Source organism: Streptomyces crystallinus, from assembly GCF_039521265.1.
Lineage (GTDB): Bacteria > Actinomycetota > Actinomycetes > Streptomycetales > Streptomycetaceae > Streptomyces > Streptomyces crystallinus.
The window spans coordinates 159357-184744 of sequence record NZ_BAAACA010000037.1; the positions used below are offsets into that span (position 1 = coordinate 159357).

A 25388-nucleotide genomic window follows, 5' to 3' on the forward strand; every position below is an offset into this window, starting at 1 on the left:
ACGGATTGTAGGGAGCGGAACACGATCAAAACAGGGCGCGGCCAGCGGAATTGACCTTCAGTCGCTCATCAGCAAATGATCGCGCCACGAAAAGGCCCCCGAAAGCGGTAATGGGGCAAAAGCATTGACGGCTGATCAACGATCTAGAGAATAATCGCCAAAAATGAAAAAGGCCCTGCTCAGCAGGGCCTGTTCACGGGGTGGTGAGAGGTCGGTCAGGGCTCGGCGGTCGCCCCGGTGATCGGCCAGGTCATACGGATGACCCCGCCGGAGTCGTCCGAAGTGACCTCCACGTCGTCGACGAGGCCGCTGATGACCGCGAGGCCCATCCCGTCCTCCCCGCCGTCGTCCGGCTCGTCCTCGGGCGCGGCACCGCGCACGCCCGGCGCGGCACCCCCGGAACCCGGACCGGGCACCTCGTCCCCGACCTCGATGGAGAACGCCTTCTCCTCCTCGGTCAGCACGACGCGCACCGGCGCCGTCACCCCGTACGCGCGGTGCAGCCCCACAGCACGGCTGCACGCCTCGCCGACAGCGAGCCTGACCTCGTCGAGGACCGCCTCGTCCACCCCGGCTCGGCGCGCCACGGCGGCCGCCACCAGGCGGGCCGTCCGGACGTGTTCGGGCTGGGCGCTGAAGCGGAGTTCAACGGTGGCCATGCGATCCCCCTCGGACGTACGGGCGTGCTTGTCAGGGGCCCCGGGCCGTGAAGGGCCCGGTGCCCCTGTCCTTCCTCCGGAGCCGTCAGTCAGTGGCGTTGACGGCCTCGTCGACCGAGCCATGGATCGGGAACACCTTGGTGAGCCCGGTGATCCGGAAGATCTTCAGAATGTGCTCCTGGTTGCAGACGAGCCGCAGAGAGCCCTCGTGGGCGCGGACACGCTTGAGTCCGCCCACGAGCACGCCCAGGCCGGTGGAGTCGAGGAAGTCCACGCCCTCCATGTCGACAACCAGGTGGTAGCTGCCGTCGTTCACCAACTCGACCAACTGCTCGCGCAGCTTGGGCGCGGTATACACATCAATCTCGCCACCGACCTCGACGACCGTACGGTCGCCACCAGGGCCGGACACATTGCGAGTCGACAGGGACAGGTCCACGGATCCTCCAGCACCTTGCTATCGAGCGGCCGCCCCCTGAGTCTCCCCGGCGGAGCCAGAGAACGGATCGCCAGCCGCGATGGCATTCAATCACTTACCAGCAGCCATGCACGACGCCTTGGGCCCATTGTCCGTCACGCCAGTGACACACTCGGTGCCGATGGCCAGGAATCTCCGCCCCAGAACACCCGCCACGGGCACGGGTGAACGACCCGACCCGGGCACGGTCCTGCACCGGCTCGCCTCGGGAGCGGACCGGGCTGCGCGCATCACTCATACGGAGCACTTGCCCCCACGTGAGGGTCGGCATGCAGTCTGGCCGCACCGCATCCGCCCGGAAGTGATCAACGCCATTCAGCGGGCCGGTGCGGAGCACCCCTGGGAGCACCAGGCGAAGGCCGCCGAGCACGCCCTGGACGGCGAGTCCGTCGTGATCGCCACCGGCACCGCGTCGGGCAAGTCGCTGGCCTACCTCGCCCCGGTCCTCAGCACGCTCCTGGACGGCTCCGAGGCCCCGAACGGACGCGGCGCCACCGCCCTCTACCTGGCCCCCACCAAGGCCCTGGCGGCCGACCAGCGGCGCTCGGTGAAGGCCCTCGCCCAGCCCCTGGGCCACGCGATCCGCCCCGCCGTCTACGACGGCGACACGCCGGTCGAGGAACGCGAATGGGTGCGCCAGTACGCCAACTACGTCCTCACCAATCCGGACATGCTGCACCTGGGCATACTCCCCGGCCACCCCAGGTGGTCCTCCTTCCTGCGCGCGCTGCGCTATGTCGTCATCGACGAGTGCCACACCTACCGTGGCGTCTTCGGCTCCCACGTCGCCCAGGTCCTGCGGCGCCTGCGCCGGCTGTGCGCCCGCTACGGCGCGGACCCCGTCTTCCTCCTCGCCTCCGCCACCGCCGCCCAGCCCTCCGTGGCCGCGCGCCGGCTCACCGGCCTGCCCGTCGTCGAGGTCGCCGACGACGCCTCCCCGCGCGGCGAACTGGTCTTCGCCCTGTGGGAGCCGCCGCTCACCGACCTCCTCGGCGAGAAGGGCGCCCCGGTCCGCCGCACCGCCACCGCCGAGACCGCCGACCTCCTCACCGACCTGGCCGTCCAGGGAGTGCGCACGGTCGCCTTCGTCCGCTCCCGGCGCGGCGCCGAGCTCACCGCCGTGATCGCCCAGGAGCGGCTGTACGAGGTGGACCGCGCCCTCGCCCGCCGCGTCGCCGCCTACCGGGGCGGCTACCTCCCCGAGGAGCGCCGGGCCCTGGAGCAGGCCCTGCACTCCGGCGAGCTCCTCGGCCTCGCCGCCACCTCCGCCCTGGAGCTCGGCATCGACGTGTCCGGCCTGGACGCCGTGGTCATCTCCGGCTACCCGGGCACCCGGGCCTCGCTGTGGCAGCAGGCGGGGCGGGCCGGGCGGTCGGGCGAGGGCGCGCTGGCGATCCTGGTCGCCCGGGACGACCCGCTGGACACCTATCTCGTCCACCACCCCGAGGCGCTGTTCCGCCAGCCCGTCGAGTCGACCGTGCTCGACCCGGACAACCCCTACGTCCTCGCCCCGCACCTGTGCGCGGCCGCCGCCGAGCTGCCGCTCACCGAGACCGACCTGGAGCTGTTCGGTCCGGCGAGCCCCGGGCTGCTGCCGCAGCTGGAGGCCGCGAAGCTGCTCCGACGCCGGGCCTCGGGCTGGCACTGGACCCGCCGCGAGCGGGCCGCCGACCTCGCCGACATCCGGGGCCAGGGGGGCCGCCCGGTCCAGATCGTCGAGGCGTCCACGGGACGGCTGCTCGGCACGGTCGACGCGTCCGCCGCCCACACCGCCGTCCACGACGGCGCCGTCCACCTCCACCAGGGCCGTACGTACCTGGTGAAGCGTCTGGACCTGGACGACCCCGACGGCTCGGTCGCCCTCGTCGAGGAGGCCAGTCCGCCCTATTCGACCGTCGCCCGTGACACCACCTCCATCTCCGTACTCGACACCGACACCGAGATCCCCTGGGGAGCCGGCCGCCTCTGCTACGGCTCCGTCGAGGTCACCAACCAGGTCGTCTCCTTCCTGCGTCGCAGACTCATCACCGGCGAGGTGCTCGGCGAGACCAAACTGGACCTGCCGCCCCGCACCCTGCGCACCCGGGCCGTGTGGTGGACGGTCACCGAGGACCAGCTCGACGCCGCCCGGATCAACCCGGAGATCCTCGGCGGCGCCCTGCACGCCGCCGAGCACGCCTCCATCGGCATGCTGCCGCTCTTCGCCACCTGCGACCGCTGGGACATCGGCGGCGTCTCCGTCCCGCTGCACCCGGACACCCTGCTGCCGACGGTCTTCGTGTACGACGGCCACCCGGGCGGCGCCGGGTTCGCGGAGCGCGCCTTCCACACCGCGCGGGAGTGGCTGACCGCGACCCGCGAGGCCATCGCCGCCTGCGAGTGCGAGGCGGGCTGCCCGTCCTGCGTCCAGTCCCCCAAGTGCGGCAACGGCAACGAACCCCTCCACAAACGCGGCGCACTGCGGCTCCTTACGGAACTGCTGCGGGAGGCGCCGGAGGCGCCGGAGCAGGGGACGGCGCAGCGGGGGATGCCGGAGGGGGCGGCGCCGGAGGGGGAGACGCGGGACTAGCCGGCCCTGGAGCGAGTGGTCCCGGGCCGGGCGGTCCCGGAGCGGGTGGCGCCGGAGCGAGTGGCGCCGGGCCGGGAGGCGCCGGGCCGGGAGGCGCCGGGCCGGGAGGCGCCGGGCCGGGAGGCGCCGGAGCCGCAGGTGCCGGGAGCTCCGGTGGGCCCTGGCCCAGTGGCCGGTACCGGTACGGCGGAGGAGCCGCCGGTCCCGCACGGGACCTGACCTCCGGGGCGTACGGGCCGAACCTCGCCCGTACGGTCACGTCGGCGATCTCCCCCGTCACCGTGCACCGCACCACCTCACCGCCCTGCGCCCCGGCGACCCGGCGGGCGCCGGCACAGGCCTCGGCCGTCCCCCACAGCGCCCGGTCGGCCGCCGCCAGTGCCGCCAGGTCCGCCGCGCCACCCGCCCGGTGCCGGGCCGCCACGGCCTGCCCGAGGGCGAGGACGGCAGCGAACACCACACAGAGCGCGGAGGCGGCCACCGCCACCCAGACGGACGCCGAGCCGCGGTCTCCGGCGGCCGCCGCACGGCCACCCCGCACCCCCGGCCTCATCGCTCCTCCCCCACCGCGGGCGTCCCCAGCGCGGGCGTCCCCACCGTGTCCTCCGCCAGCGCCGCCGCGTCCCCGCTCAGCGTCAGGGCCAGCGCGCGGGGGCCCCGGGTGGGGGCCTCCACCCGTACGCGCCACAGGTCGCCGTCCCGGCGCAGCTCGACCCGCGCCCCGGACGGGGCCGCCGAGCGGGCGGCGGCCAGCACCGCCGGTTCCGGCTCGGACCTCGCGGCCGCCCGGGCCCCGGCGCGGGCCGCGTCCAGGCACTCGATCTTGGCTGCGGCCGCCATCAGCCCCCACATCAGCGCCAGGGCGAACGCGGCCAGCGCCGGTATCACCACGGCCGCCTCGGCCGTCACGAAGCCCCAGTCGGCCCGGAGACCGCGCCCGCCTGCTGGCTGACACCGACGCCTTCTCCTCGGCCCGGCGCCGCCCGATCCGGTGCCATCCGGCCCGGCGCCGCCCGACCCGAACCCGCCACCCGACCCGGTGCCGCCCAGCCCAGTGCCGTCCGGCCCCGAGCCCCCGCCCTCAGAACTGCACATCGAGCGCCCTCTCCACCACCGACTGGAGCGCCGACGAGACGGCCCCGCTCGTGACCACCTTGTAGAGCACCGCCGCGAAGCCGCACGCGGCGATCGTTCCGACCGCGTACTCGCTGGTCGTCATCCCGGCGTCCCCGCGCACCCGTCGCGCGACGCACCGCATCCATGTCCTCATGCCAACCCCCATGTCGTTTCAGTCCTGCCTGTTGAGTTCGCGCGCCATCACGCGCATGGGCGCGTGCGCTCGTGAGTCGTGGCCGCGTCACGCAGCCGTCTCGCACCCTCCGTGTCGCATTGCGCCATTCGCCTGGCCATCGGCGTTCAGCGTCCGAGCAGCCCGCCCGCCAGCCCGATCACCACGGGTGCCACTCCGGCGGCCAGGAACGCGGGAAGGAAGCAGAGCCCCAGCGGCCCGGTGATCAGTACGCCCGCCCGCCGGGCCCGGGCCGCCGTCGTCCGGGCCCGCTCGGCCCGGCAGCGTTCGGCCACCCGGCCGACCGGGCCCGCCGCCGGTGCCCCGGAGGAGGCGGCCCGCTCCAGGCACCGGGCCAGCCCAGCCGCGCCCGGTATCTCCCCCAACCTCCCCCACACCTCGGCCGGTTCGCCGCCCAACCGCAGCTCGGCGGCGATCTGGGCCAGCCGTCGCCCGACCGGGCCGTGCAGCGACTCCCCCACCGCTCCGGCCGCCTCGCGCGGCCCCGCCCCGGCCGACAGACAGGCGGCCAGCAGATCGGCCGCGAGCGGCAGTTCGGGGTCTGGCTCCGCCTTGGGACGCCCCCCGCCCGACGTACGACGACGGGCCCAGCGGCTGGCCCCGTACGCCGCCACCAGCCCCATCGCGGCTCCGGACACCCCGCCGATCAGTACGTACACAGCGGCCAGCACCCCCAGTGGCCCGGCCCAAGCCAGGGCGTGGGCCGCACGGGCGCCGCCCGCCGGCCAGGCGCCCGGCGTCCACACCCGCCACCTAGCCCCCCGCACGGGCCCCGGCCCCGCCCCCAGGGCCACCAGCCGCCTCCGAACCGTCCTCTCCCGGCCCCGCCGGGCGAACTCCCACCCCGTCCACAGGGCAAGCGCCACGATCGCCGCCGTCACCCCCAGCCTGTGGAAAACATCCGGCAGCACTCCTCCCCCACGGACGCTCCCGAGGGCGAGCCCGAGCTCGCTGCTCATCTCCCCTCCCCCGCCCGGGTGATCCGCGCCGTCCAATACAGGCCCGCCGCCTCCAGCACCCCGGCCAGCGCCAGACAGCCCAGCCCGGCCGGGGTGTGCAGCAGCACCCGCAAGGGGCTCGCGCCCATCGCCGTGCCGAGCAGGAGGCCGAGAGCGGGCAGCAGCGCCAGCAGCAGGGCCGTCGTGCGCGACCCGGTCAACTGGGCGGTCAGCTCCTCCCGTTGGTCGCGCTCGGCCCGCAGCGCCGCCTCCAGGCGCTCCAGGCCGGACGCGAGGCCCGCGCCGCCGTCGACGGCCACCTGCCAGCACGCCGCCACTCCCGCGAGCCCCTCCGCGCCCGGCTCACGGGCCGCCTCCCGCAGGGCGCCGGGCACATCGCCGCCGAACCGGGCCGCCGCCAGCACCTTCGGCTCGGCGCCGCCCAGCGCCCGGGTGTCCTGGGTGGCCAGGGTGAGCGCCTGGCCGGGCTGGCGGCCCGCCCGCAGCTCTCCGGCGACCGCCCCGCACCAGGCGACCACCTCGTCGCCCCGGCGCCACTTCGCCCGTTCCCGCTCCCGGGCCCGCAACCGCCGCCCCACCAGCGGCACCGCTACCGCTCCGGCCGCCAGCGGCAGCAGCGAGCCCGCCAGCGCCGCCACGAGCACCGCGACCGGCAGGCACAGCCACTCCGGACGCGCCTTGGCGCGCAACCGCTCCCGCAGCCGCCCCCACGGCGGCTCCTCGGGCTCCACCGCGCCTCCCGCGACGATCAGCCGGGCCCTGCGCAGCCCCTGCTCCCGCCCCACCGAGAGACAGGCCGCCGCGAAGGCGCACACGGCAGCCGCCGAGGCCGGGGTCAGCCCGGGCGGGCCCGCCGCCGCCCAGGCCGTCACCACGCACCTCCGAGCAGCACCCGCAGCCGTTCCCAGCCGCGCTCCTGGACGAAGCCGCCCAGGCCCCAGCGCAGCGCCGGGACGGCCACCACCAGCCCCGCCGCGTCCCGTTCGAGCACCCGGACCTCGGCGATCCGGCGCCGGCCGCCCCGGTCCCGTACGAGATGGAGCACCACGGAGAGCGCCGCCGCCAACTGGCTGTGCAGGGCCGCCCGGTCGAGCCCGGCCGCGGTGCCCAGGGCTTCGAGGCGGGCGGGCACGTCCGCGGCCGTGTTGGCGTGCACCGTGCCGCAGCCGCCCTCGTGGCCGGTGTTGAGCGCGGCCAGCAGGTCGGTGACCTCGGCACCCCGCACCTCGCCCACGACCAGCCGGTCCGGCCGCATCCGCAGGGCCTGGCGCACCAGGTCCCGCAGGGTCACCAGGCCCGCGCCCTCCTGGTTGGCGGGCCGTGCCTCCAGCCGCACCACGTGGGGGTGGTCGGGTCTCAACTCGGCGGAGTCCTCGGCCAGGACGATCCGCTCCCGCTCCGGGACGAGGCCGAGGAGGGTGGCGAGCAGCGTCGTCTTGCCGGAGCCCGTGCCACCGCTCACCAGGAACGAGACCCGGGCCGCGAGCAGCGCCCGCAGCACCCCGTCGCCGCCCGGCGGCACCGTCCCGGCCGCCACCAGCTCGTCCAGCGAGAACGCCCTCGGCCGCACCACCCGCAGCGACAGACAGTCCGCCCCGACCGCGACCGGGGCCAGCACCGCGTGCATCCGGGTGCCGTCCGGCAGCCGGGCGTCCACCCAGGGCCGGGCGTCGTCCAGCCGCCGCCCGGCGACCGCGGCCAGCCGCTGGGCCAGTCGGCGCACCGCGGCCGTGTCGCTGAAGCGGACCCCGGTGAGTTCCAGCCCGGCGCCCCGGTCCACCCAGACCCGGTCCGGGGCCGACACCAGCACGTCCGTCACCTCGGGGTCGGCGAGCAGTGGCTCCAACGGGCCGGTGCCGACCAGCTCCGAGCGCAACTCCTGCGCTCCGCCGAGGACTTCCGCGTCCCCGAGGAGGCGCCCCTGGGCCCGCAGCGCCGCCGCGACCCGGGCCGGTGTCGGCTCCTCCCCGCTCTCCGCCAGCTGCTGGCGCACCGCGTCGAGCAGCGGCCTCGGAGAGGGGGCCGCCCGACCTCTCGTACCCGAAGGGCCCTCTGCGGGCATGGCGCTGCTCATGGCCATGTGTCCCGTACGCGCGCGTGCCTCGCTCATGCGACCGCACCCCCTGTCAGCGCCTGCTCCCAGAACGCCGTGCAGAAGCGGGAGAGGGGGCCGCGCACCTCGCTGCCCGGCGGGGCACCCTTCTCCTGGGCCTCCAGCAGGCCGTACTCCACGGGGAGTTCTCCGGCGAGGGGCAGGCCGAGGGCTGCCGCCACCCACTGCTCGTCGAGCCCCGCCGCGTACGGCCCGCGGACCACCGCCCGCAGGTCCCGCAGCACCATGCCGACCGAGGAGGCGACCCGGTTGGCCGCCGCCACCGCCCGCAGTTCGGCGGGGACGACCAGGAGCCCCAGGTCCAGCTGCGCCAGCGCCTCCGCCACCGCGTCGTCCACCCGCCTCGGCAGATCCACGACCACGACGCCCCCGCGTCGGCGCGCGGCCGCGAGGACCGCCCGCATCGCCTCGGCCGGGATCGCCACCGAGTCGCCCCGGTCCCAGCTCAGCACGCGCAGCGCGTGCAGATGCGGCAGCGACTCCTCCAGCGCGCCTCCGGCGACCCGGCCGCGCGAAGCGGCGAAATCCGGCCACCGTCTGCCCTCGGTCTGCTCGCCCCCGAGGAGCACGTCCAGGCCGCCTCCCAGGGGGTCGCCGTCGATGAGCATGGTGCGCCGGCCGGCCCGCGCGGCGGTCACCGCCAGGGCGCAGGCCAGCGTCGACGCCCCGGCCCCGCCGCGCCCGCCGACGACTCCGACGGTCAGCGCCGGGCGGCCCACGCCCTCCGCCGCGTCCGCGATCCGGTCGACCAGCCACTGCTCCGCGTCGGGCAGCCGCAGCACATGGTCGGCGCCGATCTCCACCGCCCGCTGCCACACCCCCGGGTCGTCCTGGTCCCGTCCGACGAGCAGCACCCCGCGCCTTCGCGCGGCGCCGCGCACCCGGGCCGCCGCGTCGTCCCCGACGAGGACCAGCGGCGCGCTCTCCCAGCCGGACCGCCGCTCGGGCACCGAGTGGTGCACCTCCGGCTCGGCCCCGGCGGCGGCGCACAGCCGCAGCAGGTCGTCGAGCAACGCCTCGTCCTCGGTGACGATCAGCGGTCCCGAACGCCTCCCCCGAGCACTCGGTGACCGGTCGGACACGATGCGTCCGTCCATGATCTCCGCCCCCTCCACTGTGATTCCGGTGTCCGCGGATCTCGCGAACTGGAATCACGGTGGAGCGGTTCCAGAAATAAAGTGGATCTTGGTCAAAAACTGTGGACAACTCGACGGTTGTGAATATTCCGTTCACCTATACCGGTGACTTCCAGAGCGCACCGGAACCGTTACGCACGGTGACGAGTCTGGACAGGTGGAGGGAGGAGCCGACGCGGCCCGAGGGAGGGGAGCTGGATCGTGCGCGAGGCCCGAAAATGCATCCGGACATGCGACGACCCCCGCCGGGGGGGAGAGCGGGGGTCGTCTCTCCGGCCGACTCGGGGGGGGAGGAGCCGGACCGGGTTAGCACGGTCGCGAACGATCCGTGACTTCCATGGTGTACCCGAGAGCCTTCTCAGGCAAACCCACACGCCCCAGCGTACGCCGAATGGTGGGCGCCTATGCTCGCCTTCGTGGAAAACCACTCCTTGCCGCGGACCGCCGCCTTCTTCGACTTGGACAAGACAGTCATTGCCAAGTCGTCGACTCTCACGTTCAGCAAGTCCTTCTATCAAGGGGGACTCATCAACCGCCGGGCCGTGCTGCGTACGGCCTACGCACAGTTCGTGTTCCTCGCGGGCGGCGCTGACCATGATCAGATGGAGCGGATGCGCGAGTATCTGTCGGCGCTCTGCAAGGGCTGGAACGTCCAGCAGGTGAAGGAGATCGTCGCCGAGACGCTGCACGATCTGATCGACCCGATCATCTACGACGAGGCCGCCTCCCTCATCGAGGAGCACCACACCGCGGGCCGCGACGTCGTGATCGTCTCGACCTCGGGCGCCGAGGTCGTCGAGCCGATCGGCGAACTGCTCGGAGCGGACCGGGTGGTGGCCACCCGGATGGTGGTGGGCCCCGACGGCTGCTTCACGGGCGACGTCGAGTACTACGCCTACGGCCCCACCAAGGCGGAGGCCGTCAAGGAGCTCGCCGCCTCCGAGGGCTACGACCTGGCCCGTTGCTACGCGTACAGCGACTCGGCCACCGACGTGCCGATGCTGGAGTCGGTCGGCCACCCGTTCGCGGTCAACCCGGATCGGGCACTCCGGCGCGAAGCGGCCATTCGAGATTGGCCGGTTCTCGTCTTTAACCGACCCGTTCGGCTCAAGCAGCGACTGCCCGCGCTCTCCATGCCGCCCCGTCCGGCACTGGTCGCGGCGGCGGCCGTGGGCGCCGCGGCGGCTACCGCCGGACTCGTCTGGTACGCCAGCCGGCGGCGCGCGGCGGCCGCGGGCTGACCCGGCGGCGCCGCCCCGAAGGCCCTGTCAGGCGCCTTGGCCGTTCTGCCCTGTTTGAACCTAAAAGTAAAGAAGTGCATCCAGGGGTTCCGCTTCACCCCGGCCTGGAGTACAAATAAGTCAACGGCCCGCGAGACCTGGGACATCCGAGAGGATCACCTTCTACGCAACACGGCCCCACGGACCGAAGCATGGACATCGAGCACCCACGCGACGTCGACCCGTCGATTACGGGCCAGCCGCACCAGGTGACGGGCAGAAGTTCCCGACCTGATGGGCAACATTCGAGGACGCTTGGTAACACGGTGGACATGCCAGCGGCGGTACCGATCCGGTACCGCCGCAACCCTTTTCCGGGCCTCGCCCCTCGCGCCGGGCCGACTACGCCGGTGTCTACGCCGCCCCGCGCTGAAGCGCCTCGCAGACGGCCGTCGACTCCCGTACACCGAGCTCGACCGAGCGCCCACAGTGGGTGATCCAGGCGGCCATGCCCTCCGGCGTCCCCGAGGCATAGCCGTCCAGCGCCGCCGCGTACGCCGCGCGCCCCTGCTCCGCATGGCCGACCTCGGCCGGGCAGATGGACTTGGGGTCGAGACCGCTGCCGATCAGCACGATCCGCTCGGCGGCCCGCGCCACCAGCCCGTTGTACGTACCGAACGGGCGCAGGGCGAGCAGTTCGCCGTGCACCACGGCGGCCGTGACGAGCGCCGGGGCCGAGGAACCCGCGATGATCAGCTGCGACAGGCCCTCCAGCCGGCCCGCCACCTCGTCCGCGTCCGGCAGCGGCAGCTCGATCAGCGGCTCGTCCACCGGCTCGCCCTGCCGGCGGGGCCGGCCGACCGTGTCGGCCGCGTCGGCGGCCGCGACCAGATGCAGCCGGGCCAGCACCCGCAGCGGCGACTGCCGCCAGATGGAGAGCAGCTGACCCGCCTCGGCGGTCAGCCGCAGGGCCGCGCCGACCGTGCGCGCCTCGGCCTCCGAGCCGAAGTCGCTGCGCCGCCGCACCTCTTCGAGGGCCCAGTCGGCGCCGGAGAGCGCCGCGCTGCCGCGCGCCCCGCGCAGCGCCGCCTCCGAGGTGATCTCGTTGCTGCGGCGCCGCATGACACGGTGCCCGTAGACCCGGTCGACGGCTTTGCGCACCGAGTCCACGGCGTCCGGGACACCCGGCAGCGAGCCCAGGGCGACAAGCGGATCGGCGGCGGACGAGGCGTTCGTACTCATAAGTAGCGAGGCTACGCGCCCGGCGCCCACACCCCACCTTCGAGTGGTCTTCTTCACTCACCACCCCTACCTCACGCGGTCGCGCGATTACCGTTGGTGAACATGAAGATCGCTTTCGTAGGAAAGGGCGGCAGCGGCAAGACCACGTTGTCCTCGCTCTTCATCCGCCACCTCACCGCCAACGAGGCCGCCGTGCTCGCGGTCGACGCCGACATCAACCAGCATCTGGGGGCAGCCCTCGGCCTGGACGAGCCGGAGGCGGCCGCGCTGCCCGCGATGGGCGCGCAGCTGCCGCTGATCAAGGACTATCTGCGCGGCACCAACCCCCGTATCGCCTCCGCCGAGACGATGATCAAGACGACTCCGCCGGGCCGGGGTTCCCGCCTGCTGCGGCTGCGCGAGTCGAATCCCGTCTACGAGGCGTGCGCGCGGCGGGTGGTGCTCGACGACGGGGACATCCGGCTGATGGCGACCGGCCCGTTCAGCGAGTCCGACCTGGGGGTGGCCTGCTACCACTCGAAGGTCGGGGCGGTGGAGCTGTGTCTGAACCACCTGGTGGACGGGCCCGACGAGTACGTGGTCGTCGACATGACGGCCGGGTCGGACTCGTTCGCCTCCGGGATGTTCACGCGCTTCGACATGACCTTCCTGGTGGCCGAGCCGACCCGCAAGGGCGTCTCGGTCTACCGCCAGTACCGGGAGTACGCACGGGACTTCGGGGTCGCCCTCAAGGTCGTCGGCAACAAGGTGCAGGGCCAGGACGACCTGGACTTCCTGCGGTCCGAGGTCGGCGACGACCTGCTGGTGACGGTCGGACACTCCGACTGGGTGCGCGCGATGGAGAAGGGGCGCCCACCGCGCTTCGAGCTCCTGGAGGCCGACAACCGGCTCGCCCTCCAGGCCCTCCAGGACGCGGCGGACGACTCGTACGAGGCGCGCGACTGGGAGCGCTACACCCGGCAGATGGTCCACTTCCATCTGAAGAACGCCGAGAGCTGGGGGAACGCGAAGACGGGCGCCGACCTGGCGGCCCAGGTCGACCCCGACTTCGTCCTGCGTGAGGAACTGGCCGTTCCGCTGCCGGGCTGACCGCGTCAGCCGGCGGCCTGCTTGAGGCCGGGCTGCGGAAGCGGCCTGGCGGACTGGACCGGGACGGCGGGCTGGGCGGCCAGGAAGGCCGTCCAGCCTCCCTTCGGGGCCTCGCCGACCTTCAGCTGACGGAACTTGTCGAGCGTCGAGGGGTCCTGCGCGTCCAGCCAGTCGGCGAGCTGGCGGAACGACACACAGTGCACCTCGCGCTTGACGCAGACCGTCTTGATCGTGTCCTCGACGGCCCGCATGTACGTGCCGCCGTTCCAGGACTCGAAGTGGTTGCCGATGATCAGCGGCGCGCGGTTGCCGTTGTACGAGCGGTCGAAGGCCTGGAGCAGGCCGTCGCGCATCTGGTTGCCCCAGTACTCGTGCTGGTCGGCGTCGCCCGTCACCGCGCCCGACTGGTTCATGTAGAAGTTGTAGTCCATCGACAGCGTCTGGAAGGCGCGGCCCGGGACCGGGACCAGCTGCATGGACAGGTCCCAGACGCCGTTGTCGTTCTTCTTCGGCCACACCTGGTCGTTGACGCCGCTGGTGTCATAGCGCCAGCCCAGCTGGCCGGCCGCCTGCACGAAGTTCTTGCGGCCCTCCAGGCAGGGGGTGCGGCCGCCGATGAGCTCCTTGTCGTAGTCGAACGGAAGCGGCGCCTCCGCCGTGAGGCCGGTGTTCGACTTCCAGTTCTTCACAAACGACTTGGCCTGGGCGATCTCGCTCTTCCACTCGTCCACCGACCAGGTGCCGACGCCGCCGTCGTTGCCGCAGAAGTGGCCGTTGAAGTGGGTGCCGACCTCGTTGCCGTCCTGCCACGCACCGCGCAGCTGGGCGACCGTGTCCTTGATGCCCTTCAGGTCGTTGAACCCGATGTCACTGCTGCCCGGCGAGTGCTTGGGCGCGGTGTACCGCTCGCGCTTCTCCTCCGGGAGCATGTACACCCCGCTGAGGAAGTACGTCATCGTCGCGTTGTACTTCTTGCCGACCTCGCGGAAGTGGGAGAACAGCCGCTGGCTGTCCTCGCCCGCCCCGTCCCAGGAGAACACCACGAACTGCGGCGGCTGCTGACCCGGCGCCAGCTTCTGCGGCTTCATCAGATGCGGCTGGAGCCCCGTGAACGCGGTGGAGCCGTCCCCGATCAGCCGCACCGCGCTCTTGGGGGCGGCGGCGGGCGCCTGCGGGCCGGGCGCGGCGGCCCTGGTCCCGTTCCCCACCGAGCATCCGGTAGCGACCGCCACCAGCGCGGCGACGACGGCCCCGGTGGCGATCCTCTTCGTGGCGGCCATCATCCGCCCACCCTCTTCCTCACCGATCAGCAGATCCGAAGATCTCTCGTACTGAATGTCATGAAATCGCCGCAAAAGTGACACGCAGCATGAGGGAAGGAGGCGCGACAGGCCGCACGAAAAGCTGCTTATTCACCTCCAAGAGTGAATCGTTGGCCTATTTGCCCTAAATGCCAGGCGCTGACCTTTACTCTGCATTACGATCCGTTTACCGAGAGTTGAGAATCCCGCCGCTGCACGCCGTGACCCACGGCCGCGACCCCCACATCCGCGACCGCGCCGCCCCGGAGGAGACGGGAACATGTCTGCCTGCGTCCCCACCCGCGCCCAGCCCCTCACTCACCCCGACAGCCCGCAGCACCCGCACGCCCCACCGCCCCGAAAGGGAGGCCGCCGCTTCCGGATCGCCGGAGCCGACCTGTCCGCGTCCGTCACCGTGTTCCTGCTCGCCGTACCGATGTCGCTCGGCCTCGCCGTCGCCATCGACGCCCCCCTGGAGGCGAGCCTCATCGCCGCCGGAGTCGGCGGCATCGCCGCCGGACTGCTCGGCGGCTCACCGCTCCTTGTCAGCGGCCCCTCCGCCGGACTCACGGTGGTGTCGGCCGAGTTGATCCAGCGCTACGGATGGCGCACCACCTGCGCCATCACCGTCCTCGCGGGTCTGCTCCAGATCGCGCTCGGCTCGCTGAAGGCCGCGCGTTCCGCGCTCGCCGTGAGCCCCGCCATCGTGCACGGCACCCTCGCCGGCATCGGCGCCGCCATCGCGCTCGCCCAGCTCCACATCGTCCTGGGCGGCTCCCCCCAGAGCTCCGCCGTCGACAACGCTCAGGCGCTGCCGGACCAGTTGGCGAGGGTGGGCCCCGCCGCACCCCTCATCGGGGCGCTCACCCTCGCCGTCCTCCTGGCGTGGCCCCGTCTGCCGGGGCGCGCCGGGAAAGCCCTGCGCCGGGTTCCGGCCGCGCTCGCCTGCGTGGTCGTCGCCACCGCCGTGGCCGCCGTGGCCGCGCCGGACATCGCCCGGGTCGACCTGCCCTCGTGGGACGCGCACGTCCTGCCGGAGCTGCCGCACGGGCCGGTGGGCGGGCTGGTTGCCGCCGTGCTCACGGTGACGCTGGTCGCCAGCCTGGAGTCGCTGCTCTCCTCCGTCGCCGTGGACAAGCTTGCCGCCGAGCGGCCGGGCACCCCGCCCGCCCGGGCCGACCTCGACCGGGAGCTGCGTGGCCAGGGCATCGCCAACGCCCTCTCCGGGCTGCTCGGCGGTATGCCGGTCTCGGGGGGCGCGGTGCGCGGCAGCGCCAATGTGCGGGCCGGGGCCACCAGCCGTGCCTCCACCGTGCTGCACGGGACGTGGGTGCTGCTCGCCGCCGGGCTGCTGGTGGCCGTCCTGGAGTGGATCCCGCTGGCGGCGCTGGCCGCGCTGGTGATGATGGTCGGCATCCAGATGGTCTCGTACGCCCATATCCGCAACGTCCACCGGCACCGCGAGTTCCTGGTGTACGTGGCGACGGTCGCCGGGGTGCTGCTGTTCGGGGTGCTCCAGGGCGTGGTCATCGGGGTCGCGGTGGCCGTGGCGGTCGCGCTGCGCCGGGTGGCGCGTACGCGGATCACCGTGCAGCGCCAGGACGACCTGTCGTATCTGGTGCGGGCGCGCGGGCAGTTGACGTTCCTCGCCGTGCCCCGGCTGACCCGGTCCCTGAACCAGGTGCCCCAAGGGGCGAGGGCCGTCGTGGAGTTGGACGGCTCGTTCATGGACCACGCGGCGTACGAGGCACTCCACGGCTGGCAGGACTCGCACAGCGCGCGCGGTGGCGAGGTGCGGATCACCGGCCGGTCCGGCGGACGCGTCGCCGAGCCCGCCTCCGGCGCGCAGAACTGCTGCCGCCCCTGGACGCCCTGGCGCAACCACCACTGCCACGACAAGGCGCCGGCGCCCCGGCAGCACGGGCACCAACTGGCCAGCGGGCTCAGCTCCTTCCAGCGCAACACCGCGCCGCTGGTGCGGGACGAGCTGGCGCGCCTGGCGCGCGAGGGGCAGCAGCCGTCCCAGCTCTTCCTCACCTGCGCCGACTCCCGGCTGGTCACCAGCATGATCACATCGAGCGGCCCGGGCGACCTGTTCACCGTGCGCAACGTCGGCAATCTGGTGCCCCCGCCGGGTGCGGAGTGCGGCGACGACTCGGTGGCGGCGGCGATCGAGTACGCGGTGGAGGTGCTGCGGGTCGAGTCCATCACGGTGTGCGGACACTCCGGCTGCGGGGCGATGCAGGCGCTGCTGAACAGCAGGCCGGACGCCCCGCAGACGCCGCTGCGGCGCTGGCTGCGGCACGGGCTGCCCAGCCTGGAGCGGATGGCCAGCCGCAGGCACGCCTGGGCGCGGATCGCCGGGCGGCTGCCCGCCGACGCCGTGGAGCAGCTCTGCCTCACCAACGTGGTGCAGCAGCTGGACCATCTGCGCAGCCATGAGTCGGTGGCGCGGCGGCTGGCCGAGGGCACCCTGGCCCTGCACGGGATGTACTTCCATGTGGGCGAGGCCCAGGCGTACTTGCTGGCGTCCGACGACTGCGAGGAGGTGTTCGAGGGGGTGGGGCCGACGCCTCGGGAGGCGTCCCGCACCTGAGCGGCTGTGCTGCCGCGCCCTTGCGCACACGGTGGCCCCCGCACGCCTGAACCCAGGGCGGACCTGGTCCGTGAGACCGTCTGATGACACGCCGATGACCCGGACCCCTTACAGGTCTAAACCAATTTTCGGGAGACTCTTGTCACCCGGCGATTGGCCTGATGAGCTATGGGCCGGGACACATAGGCACATAGGACGCCCTGGGAAAGGGAGATGTCGTGAGCAACGAAAGCCTGGCCAACCTGCTCAAGGAGGAGCGGCGGTTCGCGCCGCCCGCCGAGCTGGCCGCGCACGCCAACGTGACGGCGCAGGCGTACGAGCAGGCCAAGACGGACAGGCTGGGCTTCTGGGCCGAGCAGGCCCGGCGCCTGACCTGGGCCACCGAGCCGACCGAGACGCTCGACTGGTCGAACCCGCCGTTCGCGAAGTGGTTCGCCGACGGACAGCTCAACGTCGCGTACAACTGCGTGGACCGGCACGTCGAGGCCGGGAACGGCGACCGGGTCGCCATCCACTTCGAGGGCGAGCCCGGCGACAGCCGCGCGATCACCTACGCCGAGCTGAAGGACGAGGTCGCGAAGGCCGCCAACGCCCTTACGGAGCTGGGTGTCCGGGCCGGTGACCGGGTCGCGGTGTACATGCCGATGATTCCCGAGGCGGCCGTCGCGATGCTCGCCTGCGCGCGGATCGGCGCGGCGCACTCGGTGGTCTTCGGCGGCTTCTCGGCCGACGCCGTGGCCTCCCGTATCCAGGACGCCGACGCGAAGCTGGTCATCACGGCGGACGGCGGCTACCGGCGCGGCAAGCCGTCGGCGCTCAAGCCCGCGATCGACGAGGCCGTGGCGAAGTGCCCGCAGGTCGAGCACGTCCTGGTGGTGCGGCGTACGGGGCAGGAGACCGCGTTCACCGAGGGCCGGGACGTCTGGTGGGACGACATCGTCGAGCGCCAGTCGGCCGAGCACACCCCGCAGCCGTTCGACGCCGAGCACCCGCTGTTCATCCTGTACACCTCGGGGACGACGGGGAAGCCGAAGGGCATCCTGCACACCTCGGGCGGCTATCTGACGCAGGCCGCGTACACCCACCACGCGGTCTTCGACCTCAAGCCCGAGACCGACGTGTACTGGTGCACCGCCGACATCGGCTGGGTGACCGGCCACTCGTACATCGTGTACGGACCGCTGGCCAACGGCGCGACGCAGGTCATGTACGAGGGCACGCCGGACACCCCGCACCAGGGGCGGTTCTGGGAGATCGTCCAGAAGTACGGGGTGACGATCCTCTACACGGCGCCCACCGCGATCCGGACGTTCATGAAGTGGGGCGACGACATCCCCGCGAAGTTCGACCTGTCCTCGCTGCGGGTGCTGGGGTCGGTGGGCGAGCCCATCAACCCGGAGGCGTGGATCTGGTACCGCAAGCACATCGGCGCGGACAACTGCCCGATCGTGGACACCTGGTGGCAGACGGAGACCGGCGCGATGATGATCTCGCCGCTGCCGGGCGTGACCGAGACCAAGCCCGGCTCCGCGCAGCGCGCGCTGCCCGGGATCTCGGCGACCGTCGTGGACGACGAGGCGCGCGAGGTGCCCGACGGGGGCGGCGGGTATCTGGTGCTCACCGAGCCGTGGCCGTCGATGCTGCGCACCATCTGGGGTGACGACCAGCGGTTCATCGACACGTACTGGTCGCGGTTCGAGGGGAAGTACTTCGCCGGGGACGGGGCGAAGAAGGACGAGGACGGGGACATCTGGCTGCTCGGCCGGGTCGACGACGTGATGCTCGTGTCCGGGCACAACATCTCGACGACCGAGGTCGAGTCGGCGCTCGTCTCGCACCCCTCGGTCGCCGAGGCGGCGGTCGTCGGCGCGGCCGACGAGACGACCGGGCAGGCCATCGTGGCCTTCGTGATCCTGCGTGGGTCGGCTGCGGAGTCCGAGGGCCTGGTGGAGGAGCTGCGGGCGCACGTCGGCGCCACGCTGGGGCCGATCGCCAAGCCGAAGCGGGTGCTGCCGGTGGCGGAGCTGCCGAAGACGCGGTCGGGGAAGATCATGCGGCGGTTGCTGCGGGATGTTGCGGAGAACCGGGAGCTGGGGGATGTCACGACGCTCACGGACTCTTCTGTGATGGATCTGATCCAGACGAAGCTGCCCAGCGCTTCCAGCGAGGACTGAGGGGGCCGGGGGGTGGGGCCCGGCTGCGCGTGGTGCGTGGCTGGGCCTCCGGGGGCTTCGCCCCCCGGGCCCCGTTGCGGGGCTTCGCCCCGGAGCCCTCGTTCGTCTGCGGGCCGTGGCCGCTTCTCGCGCAGTTCCCCGCGCCCCTAGGTAGTCGGCCTCAGCCGGAGATCCCAGCTCAGCCACGGCTTTTCAGGGGCGCGGGGAACTGCGCGAGCAATCAGCCACGGCCCGCAGACGAAAGCCGGTTCAGGGGCGCGGGCAACCCGTCACCGGTCCGCAGGCGCGCGCGTGCCCCGCACCCCGCTCCCCCATAAGGTGAAGATCGCCGGAATCATCCCCATCCGCATCCGGGTAAAGGCTTAGGTAAAGTAATGACCTGGTGCGCCGGGAAGTCTGGTCGGCAACGTGCTCGTCATGCCCGCCGAACCCGACCGGAGGTCACCCCGTGGTCGCGCCCGACAGTCTCAAGGACAGCAGCCGGAAGTTCCTCCAGCGGCTCTCCCTGCCCGAGCGGAACTTCGTCGCGGAGGCGCTGCGCGCCGAGACCGTCGGCGGAGTGCTGCTGCTCGTCGCCGCAATCGCCGCGCTGATCTGGGCCAACACCTGGGGCGGCAGCTACGCCGACGTACGGGACTTCCACGTCGGCGTCGACGCCCTCGGGCTCGATCTCTCGCTCCAGCACTGGGCCGCCGACGGCCTCCTCGCGGTCTTCTTCTTCGTCGCCGGTATCGAGCTCAAGCGCGAGCTGGTCGCGGGCGAGCTGCGCGACCCCAAGGCCGCCGCGCTGCCCGTGATCGCCGCGCTCTGCGGCATGGCCGTGCCCGCGCTCGTATACGCGCTGGTCAACACCGTCGGCGGCGGGGAGATGGACGGGTGGGCCGTGCCGACGGCCACCGACATCGCCTTCGCGCTCGCTGTGCTCGCGGTCATCGGGACCTCGCTGCCGTCCGCGCTGCGCGCGTTCCTGCTCACGCTCGCCGTCGTCGACGACCTCTTCGCCATCCTGATCATCGCCGTCTTCTTCACCAAGGAGATCGACTTCGTCGCGCTCGGCGGCGCCGCGGCCGGCCTGGTCCTCTTCTGGGTGCTGCTGCGCGTCGGCGTACGCGGCTGGTACGTGTACGTACCGCTCGCCCTGGGCATCTGGGGGCTGATGTACAACAGCGGCGTCCACGCCACCATCGCGGGCGTCGCCATGGGCCTGATGCTGCGCTGCACCCGCCGGGAGGGCGAGGACCACTCGCCCGGCGAGCACATCGAGCATCTGGTGCGGCCGCTCTCCGCCGGGCTCGCCGTACCGCTCTTCGCGCTGATGTCGGCCGGGGTCGTGGTCAGCGGCGGGGCGCTGGCGGACGTGTTCACCCGGCCGGAGACGCTCGGCGTGGTGCTCGGGCTGGTGGTCGGCAAGACGGTGGGGATCTTCGGGGGCACGTGGTGCGCCGCGCGGTTCACCAGGGCGGAGCTCAACGAGGACCTGGCCTGGCCGGACGTCTTCGCGGTGGCCGCGCTCGCCGGGATCGGCTTCACCGTCTCGCTGCTCATCGGCGAGCTGGCCTTCGACGGCGAGGGCGCGCTCGCGGACGAGATCAAGGCGGCCGTGCTGATGGGCTCACTGATCGCCGCCGTCTTCGCCACCGTCCTGCTGAAGCTGCGGGTGCGCCGCTACAAGGCGCTGGTCGACGAGGAGGAGCGCGACGAGGACCAGGACGGCATCCCGGATGTGTACGAACAGCACAATCCGGCCTACCACCTGCGGATGGCCTCCTTGTACGAGGAGAAGGCCGCCGAGCACCGCCGCCTCGCGCAACTGGCGGGGGCGGGGAGCGACGAGGCCGACCGTCCGGCATGATCTGACATCTGGGCCGGAGAAGGACATCTGGGCCGGGAGATGACGGGACCGGAGAAGAGAAGAGGGAGTCAGCGAATGAGCGACCCCAGCAACACCGCCCTCGGCGGCGCCGACCGCAGCCTCGGCCAGCTGGTCGCCTCGGCGACCGCCGAGATGTCCGCGCTGGTGCACGACGAGATCGCGCTCGCCAAGGCGGAGCTGCGGCAGGACGTCAAGCGCGGGGCGATCGGTGGCCTCGCCATCAGTACCGCGGGAGTGCTCGTCCTGTTCTCGCTGCCGGTGCTGAGCTTCGCGGCGGCGTACGGGATCCACAACCTGGGCCTCGGCCTCGCCTGGTCGTTCCTGATCGTGGGCGGCGCGTTCCTGCTGCTCGCGGGCCTGCTCGCGGCGCTGTCGGTGGCCAAGTTCAAGAAGGTCAAGCCGCCGGAGAAGTCCATCGCCTCGGCCAAGCGGACCGCCGCCGTGCTCGGGGGCGTCAAGCCGCATCCCCGCCCGGTCACGGAGCAGGCCCCGGCTGTGGCACGCTCGTCTGCATGACCGCACCTGATACCGGTACCGGCGCCACGGGCAGCCCTGGCGGCAACGGCAGCCCTGTCCGTATGGAGGGTCCCTGGACACACCGGGACGTGGCGGCCAACGGGGCGCGCTTCCACATCGCGGAGCTGGGTGACGGGCCGCTGGTGCTGCTGCTCCACGGCTTCCCGCAGTTCTGGTGGACCTGGCGGCACCAGCTGACCGCGCTCGCCGACGCCGGCTTCCGGGCGGTCGCGATGGACCTGCGCGGGGTCGGCGGCAGCGACCGCACGCCCCGGGGCTACGACCCGGCCAACCTCGCGCTGGACATCACCGGGGTCGTACGGTCGCTGGGCGAGCCCGACGCGGCGCTGGTCGGCCATGACCTGGGCGGCTATCTGGCGTGGACGGCGGCCGTGATGCGGCCCAAGCTGGTGCGTCGGCTGGTCGTCTCCTCGATGCCGCACCCGAGGCGCTGGCGCTCCGCGATGCTCTCGGACTTCTCCCAGTCGCGGGCGGGTTCGTACGTCTGGGGCTTCCAGCGGCCGTGGGTGCCGGAGCGTCAGCTCGTCGCGGACGACGCCGCTCTGGTGGGGCGGCTGATGCGGGAGTGGTCGGGGCCGGTGGCCCCGGAGGACGAGGCCGTGGAGGTCTACCGGCGGGCGATGACCATCCCGTCGACCGCGCACTGCTCGATCGAGCCGTACCGCTGGATGGTGCGCTCGATGGCCCGCCCGGACGGCATCCAGTTCAACCGCCGGATGAAGCGGCCGGTACGGGTACCGACGCTGCATCTGCACGGCTCGCTCGACCCGGTGATGCGCACCCGCAGCGCGGCGGGCTCCGGCGAGTACGTCGAAGCGCCCTACCGCTGGCGGCTGTTCGACGGCCTGGGCCACTTCCCTCACGAGGAGGATCCGGCCGCGTTCTCGGCGGAGCTGGTGAACTGGCTGAAGGATCCCGAACCGGACAGGTGAAGCCCCCTCCCGGCTGGGGGTCCGGGGGTCATCCCCCGGGAAAACACAGCCCTCACGAGGAGGATCCGGCCGCGTTCTCGGCGGAGCTGGTGAACTGGCTGAAGGACCCCGAACCGGACAGGTGAAGCCCCCTCCCGGCTGGGGGTCCGGGGGTCATCCCCCGGGAAAACACAGCCCTCACGAGGAGGATCCGGCCGCGTTCTCGGCGGAGCTGGTTAACTGGCTGAAGGACCCCGAGCCCGATCGCTGAGCCGGCGGGCGGCGTCCGGCGAGCGGAAGGGAACGCTTGTCTGACGAACAGCCAAATGCCCGGCGCATAGGCCAATTGGCCCCCCGAGACGCGGTTACCGACCTTGGGGCCCGGGCAGACGTCGGGGTATGGGCTGGACGCACGACTACGGTGACGCAGCACGCAACCGCCGCTCGGCCACCGCGCCGATTTCGCACGAGAGGGGTGGCCCGCAAGGTCAGGGCCATGATCCCCAACTCGGTATTCCGCGTATCCTCCGCCGCCGGGCCCGCTGGGTCTCGGCCCGGCTGCGCCATACCCGTACGTAAGCGTTCCGCCGGAGCGCGGTGACGTTCGGCTCCTACGGACGCAGATACCCGAGCCCCGGATGGGCCTCCCGGTAGCCGGTCAGAAGGCGTCGGGCCACCTGGACGGAGTCGACCAGCGGGTGCAGGGCGAAGGCCTTCACCGCCGCTCGCGCCGACCCGGCGGCGGCCGCTTCCAGGACACACCGCTCGACCGCCTTCACCGCGCTGACCAGGCCCGCCTCATGGCCCGTCAGCTGGGTCACGGGGAGCGGGCGGGGGCCTGACGCGTCCACGTGGCAGGGGATCTCGACGACCGCCTCGGCGTCGAGGGCGTGCAGCGAGGCGCCGTTGCGGACGTTGAGGATCAGGGTGGCCGGCTCGTCGCGCGCGATGGCCCGCATCAGGGCCAGGGCGACGTTCTCGTACCCGCCCGACTCCAGGTCGTCGGCGGCGCGCTCGCCCGCGCCCGAGACCTCCCGGTTCTCGGACATGTACGTGGCCTCGCGCTCGGCGCGGGTGCGGTCCCAGGCGTCCCACGCCCGCCCGCCGTCGGCCACGGTCGCGTAGAAGCGCGCCTGCTGGTCGAGGAGGAAGGCGCCGCGGGTGAGTTCCGCCTGCCGGTACGCGGCCACCGCCTCGCGGTTGAAGTAGTAGTAGTGCAGATACTCGTTGGGCACCGAGCCCAGGGAGCGCAGCCAGTCGGCGCCGAAGAGCCTGCCCTCCTCGAACGAGGTCAGCAGCGCGTCGTCGGCGAACAGCCGCGGCAGCACGTCCTTGTCGCCCTCGTAGAGCCCGTGCAGCCAGCCCAGGTGGTTCAGACCCGCGTAGTCCAGACGTACGGCGTCGGGGTCGGCGCCGACCGTACGGGCCACGCGGCGGGCCAGGCCGACCGGTGAGTCGCAGATGCCGATCACCCGTTCGCCCAGGTGGCGGGCCATGGCCTCGGTGACGAGACCGGCCGGGTTGGTGAAGTTGATGACCCAGGCGTCCGGGGCGAGCGCCTTGATCCGGCGGGCGACGGCGTCCGCGACGGGCACGGTCCGCAGTCCGTACGCGACACCGCCCGCGCCGACCGTCTCCTGGCCAAGCACGCCCTCGGCGAGCGCGATCCGCTCGTCGGCGGCGCGGCCCGCCAGACCCCCGACGCGGATCGCGGAGAAGACGAAGTCGGCGCCGCGCAGCGCCTCGTCCTGGTCGGTCACCGCCCGGACGGCGGGGGCGTCCGGGACGCCGCGCGCCTGGTCGGCCAGGACCCGGGCGATGGCGGCGAGCCGGGCCGCGTCCACGTCGTACAGCGTGACCTCGGTGACCCTGCCGGGGGCGTGGTCGCGCAGCAGGGCGCCGTACACGAGCGGGACGCGGAAACCGCCGCCGCCGAGGATCGTCAGTCGCATTCCGGCCTCTTCGGGGAGTCAGGGGGTCAGCGGGGCGGTGGCGCGGTCACAGGGCGCACTGCTGGCTGTCGACCTGCTGGTTGGCGGTGCGGCCCAGCTGGATGTCCTCGCGGATCTCGTTCGCCGTCAGCGCGTAGCCGGTGTTCGGGTCGTCGAGGGACTTGGCGAAGACCACTCCGTAGACCCTGCCGTCGGGGGTGAGGAGGGGGCCGCCGGAGTTGCCGGGGCGGACCGTGGTGAAGAGCGAGTAGACCTCGCGGGTGACCGTGCCGCGGTGATAGATGTCCGGGCCGGGCGGGGTGATCCGGCCGCGCACGCGCGCGGCGCGCACGTCGTACGGCTGGTCCTCGGGGAAGCCCGCGACGATCGCGCCGCTGCCGCTGTGCGCCTGCTGCGAGGCGAAGCGCAGCACCGGCGCCTTCAGGTCGGGCACGTCCAGGACCGCGATGTCACGGCGCCAGTCGTAGAGGACCACCGTCGCGTCGTACGTCCGCCCCTGGCCGCCTATCTGGATCTTCGGGTCCTCCACGCCGCCCACCACATGGGCGTTGGTCATCACCCGGCGCTCGGCGAAGACGAAGCCGGTGCCCTCCAGGCGCTTTCCGCAGCTCGGGGCGGTGCCGGTGACCTTGACGATCGAGCGCTTGGCCGAGGCCGCCACCGGGCTGGTGGCCAGCGCCTCGTCGGGCGGCGGGACCTTGGTGATCGACTCGTTGGTGAACGGGGCGAAGACCTGCGGCAGCCCGTTCTGCGCGAGCATCGAGGAGAAGTCGGAGAACCAGGTGTACGCCTGCTTGGGCATCGCCTTGTCCACGCCGCGCAGGATCTGGGAGTCGTTGACCGCCCGTCCCAGCGCGTTCCCCCGGCTGGAGGAGTCCTGGGGGTCGGCCAGCGGGGAGAGCGCGGTGCCGATCAGCCAGGCGACCAGGAGCATCGCCACCACGTTGACCAGGGCGCCCCCCGTGGCGTCCAGGGCGCGCGCGGGCGACCAGGTGATGTGCTGGCGCAGCTTGTTGCCCAGGTGGGTGGTGAAGGCCTGGCCCACGGAGGCGCAGACGATCACGACGACGACCGCCACGATGGCGGCGGTGGTCGACACCTCCCGCTTGTCGGTCAGCTGGTCCCAGATGACCGGCAGCAGATACACGGCGATGAGACCACCGCCGAGGAAGCCGATCACCGACAGGATGCCGACGACGAAGCCCTGGCGGTAGCCGACGATCGCGAACCACACGGCGGCGACCAGCAACAGGATGTCCAGCACGTTCAC

At 72.7% G+C, this 25388-nt stretch carries 22 protein-coding genes; 9 read left to right on the top strand and 13 right to left on the bottom strand.

The window, feature by feature from the left end; genetic code table 11:
* Window positions 1-215: 215 nt before the first annotated feature.
* A complete protein-coding gene (locus ABD236_RS25900) occupies window positions 216-659 on the bottom strand; it encodes an ATP-binding protein (protein WP_344077400.1) in 444 nt (147 codons plus the stop codon).
* A gap of 85 nt (window positions 660-744) precedes the next feature.
* Window positions 745-1098: an STAS domain-containing protein gene (locus ABD236_RS25905; protein ID WP_344077404.1), complete on the bottom strand. Its 354-nt coding sequence runs from the start codon at window positions 1096-1098 to the stop codon at window positions 745-747.
* A 79-nt stretch (window positions 1099-1177) separates the two neighbouring features.
* On the opposite strand from ABD236_RS25905, the gene ABD236_RS25910 reads away from it, so the two are divergent.
* Window positions 1178-3706 carry a DEAD/DEAH box helicase gene (locus ABD236_RS25910; RefSeq protein WP_344077406.1) on the top strand — a complete coding sequence of 843 codons (2529 nt, stop codon included), beginning with the start codon at window positions 1178-1180 and terminating at the stop codon, window positions 3704-3706.
* On the opposite strand, the gene ABD236_RS35075 is transcribed toward ABD236_RS25910, so the two are convergent.
* The 7 genes from ABD236_RS35075 to ssd form a co-directional block, all read right to left on the bottom strand.
* On the bottom strand, window positions 3606-4259 hold the full coding sequence (locus ABD236_RS35075) for an Rv3654c family TadE-like protein (RefSeq protein ID WP_425543954.1): 654 nt from the start codon (window positions 4257-4259) through the stop codon (window positions 3606-3608). The two genes, ABD236_RS25910 and ABD236_RS35075, sit on opposite strands and share 101 nt — an antisense overlap.
* Window positions 4256-4615, bottom strand: a complete 360-nt coding sequence (locus ABD236_RS25920) for a TadE family type IV pilus minor pilin (protein WP_344077408.1) — start codon at window positions 4613-4615, stop codon at window positions 4256-4258. Before ABD236_RS25920 ends, ABD236_RS35075 begins: the two co-directional genes overlap by 4 nt.
* Window positions 4616-4787: 172 nt before the next feature.
* Window positions 4788-4988 carry a DUF4244 domain-containing protein gene (locus ABD236_RS25925; protein WP_425543955.1) on the bottom strand — a complete coding sequence of 67 codons (201 nt, stop codon included), beginning with the start codon at window positions 4986-4988 and terminating at the stop codon, window positions 4788-4790.
* Window positions 4989-5122: 134 nt separating this feature from the next.
* Window positions 5123-5974 (bottom strand): type II secretion system F family protein, encoded by an 852-nt coding sequence (locus ABD236_RS25930; protein WP_344077413.1) that lies wholly within the window; start codon window positions 5972-5974, stop codon window positions 5123-5125.
* Window positions 5971-6846, bottom strand: a complete 876-nt coding sequence (locus tag ABD236_RS25935; protein WP_344077415.1) for a type II secretion system F family protein — start codon at window positions 6844-6846, stop codon at window positions 5971-5973. The genes ABD236_RS25930 and ABD236_RS25935 overlap by 4 nt, the downstream gene beginning before the upstream one ends.
* The gene (locus ABD236_RS25940; protein ID WP_344077531.1) at window positions 6843-8036 is read right to left on the bottom strand and encodes a TadA family conjugal transfer-associated ATPase; all 1194 of its coding nucleotides are present in this window, start codon (window positions 8034-8036) and stop codon (window positions 6843-6845) included. The genes ABD236_RS25935 and ABD236_RS25940 overlap by 4 nt, the downstream gene beginning before the upstream one ends.
* Before the next feature lie 44 nt (window positions 8037-8080).
* Window positions 8081-9184, bottom strand: coding sequence for a septum site-determining protein Ssd (gene ssd, locus ABD236_RS25945; protein WP_344077418.1), 1104 nt, complete (start codon window positions 9182-9184; stop codon window positions 8081-8083).
* A 443-nt stretch (window positions 9185-9627) separates the two neighbouring features.
* On the opposite strand from ssd, the gene ABD236_RS25950 reads away from it, so the two are divergent.
* Window positions 9628-10464 (top strand): HAD family hydrolase, encoded by an 837-nt coding sequence (locus ABD236_RS25950; RefSeq protein WP_344077420.1) that lies wholly within the window; start codon window positions 9628-9630, stop codon window positions 10462-10464.
* Window positions 10465-10857: 393 nt separating this feature from the next.
* Here the strand turns inward: ABD236_RS25950 and ABD236_RS25955 are convergent, their stop codons facing one another.
* Window positions 10858-11685 (bottom strand): Fic family protein, encoded by an 828-nt coding sequence (locus ABD236_RS25955; RefSeq protein WP_344077422.1) that lies wholly within the window; start codon window positions 11683-11685, stop codon window positions 10858-10860.
* 102 nt (window positions 11686-11787) lie between these two features.
* Here ABD236_RS25955 and ABD236_RS25960 point away from each other — a divergent pair, with 102 nt between their 5' ends.
* Window positions 11788-12774, top strand: a complete 987-nt coding sequence (locus tag ABD236_RS25960; protein ID WP_344077424.1) for an ATP-binding protein — start codon at window positions 11788-11790, stop codon at window positions 12772-12774.
* Between the two features lie 5 nt (window positions 12775-12779).
* On the opposite strand, the gene ABD236_RS25965 is transcribed toward ABD236_RS25960, so the two are convergent.
* The gene (locus tag ABD236_RS25965) at window positions 12780-14057 is read right to left on the bottom strand and encodes a polysaccharide deacetylase family protein (protein WP_344077426.1); all 1278 of its coding nucleotides are present in this window, start codon (window positions 14055-14057) and stop codon (window positions 12780-12782) included.
* 298 nt (window positions 14058-14355) lie between these two features.
* Between ABD236_RS25965 and ABD236_RS25970 the strand changes: the two genes are divergently transcribed.
* The 6 genes from ABD236_RS25970 to ABD236_RS25995 all read left to right on the top strand — a co-directional run bounded on the left by ABD236_RS25970 (window position 14356) and on the right by ABD236_RS25995 (window position 22745).
* A complete protein-coding gene (locus ABD236_RS25970) occupies window positions 14356-16671 on the top strand; it encodes a bifunctional SulP family inorganic anion transporter/carbonic anhydrase (protein ID WP_344077428.1) in 2316 nt (771 codons plus the stop codon).
* Between the two features lie 218 nt (window positions 16672-16889).
* Window positions 16890-18845: an acetate--CoA ligase gene (gene acs, locus ABD236_RS25975; protein WP_344077430.1), complete on the top strand. Its 1956-nt coding sequence runs from the start codon at window positions 16890-16892 to the stop codon at window positions 18843-18845.
* Window positions 18846-19293: 448 nt separating this feature from the next.
* The gene (nhaA, locus tag ABD236_RS25980) at window positions 19294-20697 is read left to right on the top strand and encodes a Na+/H+ antiporter NhaA (protein ID WP_344077432.1); all 1404 of its coding nucleotides are present in this window, start codon (window positions 19294-19296) and stop codon (window positions 20695-20697) included.
* A 75-nt stretch (window positions 20698-20772) separates the two neighbouring features.
* Window positions 20773-21234, top strand: coding sequence for a phage holin family protein (locus ABD236_RS25985; RefSeq protein WP_344077434.1), 462 nt, complete (start codon window positions 20773-20775; stop codon window positions 21232-21234).
* Window positions 21231-22187: an alpha/beta fold hydrolase gene (locus ABD236_RS25990; RefSeq protein ID WP_344077436.1), complete on the top strand. Its 957-nt coding sequence runs from the start codon at window positions 21231-21233 to the stop codon at window positions 22185-22187. Before ABD236_RS25985 ends, ABD236_RS25990 begins: the two co-directional genes overlap by 4 nt.
* A 378-nt stretch (window positions 22188-22565) precedes the next feature.
* Window positions 22566-22745 (top strand): hypothetical protein, encoded by a 180-nt coding sequence (locus ABD236_RS25995; protein ID WP_344077438.1) that lies wholly within the window; start codon window positions 22566-22568, stop codon window positions 22743-22745.
* Between the two features lie 32 nt (window positions 22746-22777).
* Here the strand turns inward: ABD236_RS25995 and ABD236_RS26000 are convergent, their stop codons facing one another.
* Both ABD236_RS26000 and ABD236_RS26005 read right to left on the bottom strand, forming a co-directional pair.
* Window positions 22778-24118: a 6-phospho-beta-glucosidase gene (locus ABD236_RS26000; protein WP_344077441.1), complete on the bottom strand. Its 1341-nt coding sequence runs from the start codon at window positions 24116-24118 to the stop codon at window positions 22778-22780.
* 46 nt (window positions 24119-24164) lie between these two features.
* Complete coding sequence (locus ABD236_RS26005) at window positions 24165-25388, bottom strand: MarP family serine protease (protein ID WP_344077443.1); 1224 nt, start codon at window positions 25386-25388, stop codon at window positions 24165-24167.

What these genes read in the sequence shown, in the direction of transcription:
- ABD236_RS25900 (WP_344077400.1), bottom strand. Translation starts at nt 659, where the DNA reads ATGGCCACCGTTGAACTCCGCTTCAGCGCCCAGCCCGAACACGTCCGG.
- ABD236_RS25910 (WP_344077406.1), top strand. Translation starts at nt 1,178, where the DNA reads ATGGCATTCAATCACTTACCAGCAGCCATGCACGACGCCTTGGGCCCA.
- ABD236_RS35075 (WP_425543954.1), bottom strand. Translation starts at nt 4,259, where the DNA reads ATGAGGCCGGGGGTGCGGGGTGGCCGTGCGGCGGCCGCCGGAGACCGC.
- ABD236_RS25925 (WP_425543955.1), bottom strand. Translation starts at nt 4,988, where the DNA reads ATGGGGGTTGGCATGAGGACATGGATGCGGTGCGTCGCGCGACGGGTG.
- ABD236_RS25930 (WP_344077413.1), bottom strand. Translation starts at nt 5,974, where the DNA reads ATGAGCAGCGAGCTCGGGCTCGCCCTCGGGAGCGTCCGTGGGGGAGGA.
- ABD236_RS25940 (WP_344077531.1), bottom strand. Translation starts at nt 8,036, where the DNA reads ATGCCCGCAGAGGGCCCTTCGGGTACGAGAGGTCGGGCGGCCCCCTCT.
- ssd (WP_344077418.1), bottom strand. Translation starts at nt 9,184, where the DNA reads ATGGACGGACGCATCGTGTCCGACCGGTCACCGAGTGCTCGGGGGAGG.
- ABD236_RS25950 (WP_344077420.1), top strand. Translation starts at nt 9,628, where the DNA reads ATGCTCGCCTTCGTGGAAAACCACTCCTTGCCGCGGACCGCCGCCTTC.
- ABD236_RS25955 (WP_344077422.1), bottom strand. Translation starts at nt 11,685, where the DNA reads ATGAGTACGAACGCCTCGTCCGCCGCCGATCCGCTTGTCGCCCTGGGC.
- ABD236_RS25960 (WP_344077424.1), top strand. Translation starts at nt 11,788, where the DNA reads ATGAAGATCGCTTTCGTAGGAAAGGGCGGCAGCGGCAAGACCACGTTG.
- ABD236_RS25965 (WP_344077426.1), bottom strand. Translation starts at nt 14,057, where the DNA reads ATGATGGCCGCCACGAAGAGGATCGCCACCGGGGCCGTCGTCGCCGCG.
- ABD236_RS25970 (WP_344077428.1), top strand. Translation starts at nt 14,356, where the DNA reads ATGTCTGCCTGCGTCCCCACCCGCGCCCAGCCCCTCACTCACCCCGAC.
- ABD236_RS25985 (WP_344077434.1), top strand. Translation starts at nt 20,773, where the DNA reads ATGAGCGACCCCAGCAACACCGCCCTCGGCGGCGCCGACCGCAGCCTC.
- ABD236_RS25990 (WP_344077436.1), top strand. Translation starts at nt 21,231, where the DNA reads ATGACCGCACCTGATACCGGTACCGGCGCCACGGGCAGCCCTGGCGGC.
- ABD236_RS25995 (WP_344077438.1), top strand. Translation starts at nt 22,566, where the DNA reads ATGGGCTGGACGCACGACTACGGTGACGCAGCACGCAACCGCCGCTCG.
- ABD236_RS26000 (WP_344077441.1), bottom strand. Translation starts at nt 24,118, where the DNA reads ATGCGACTGACGATCCTCGGCGGCGGCGGTTTCCGCGTCCCGCTCGTG.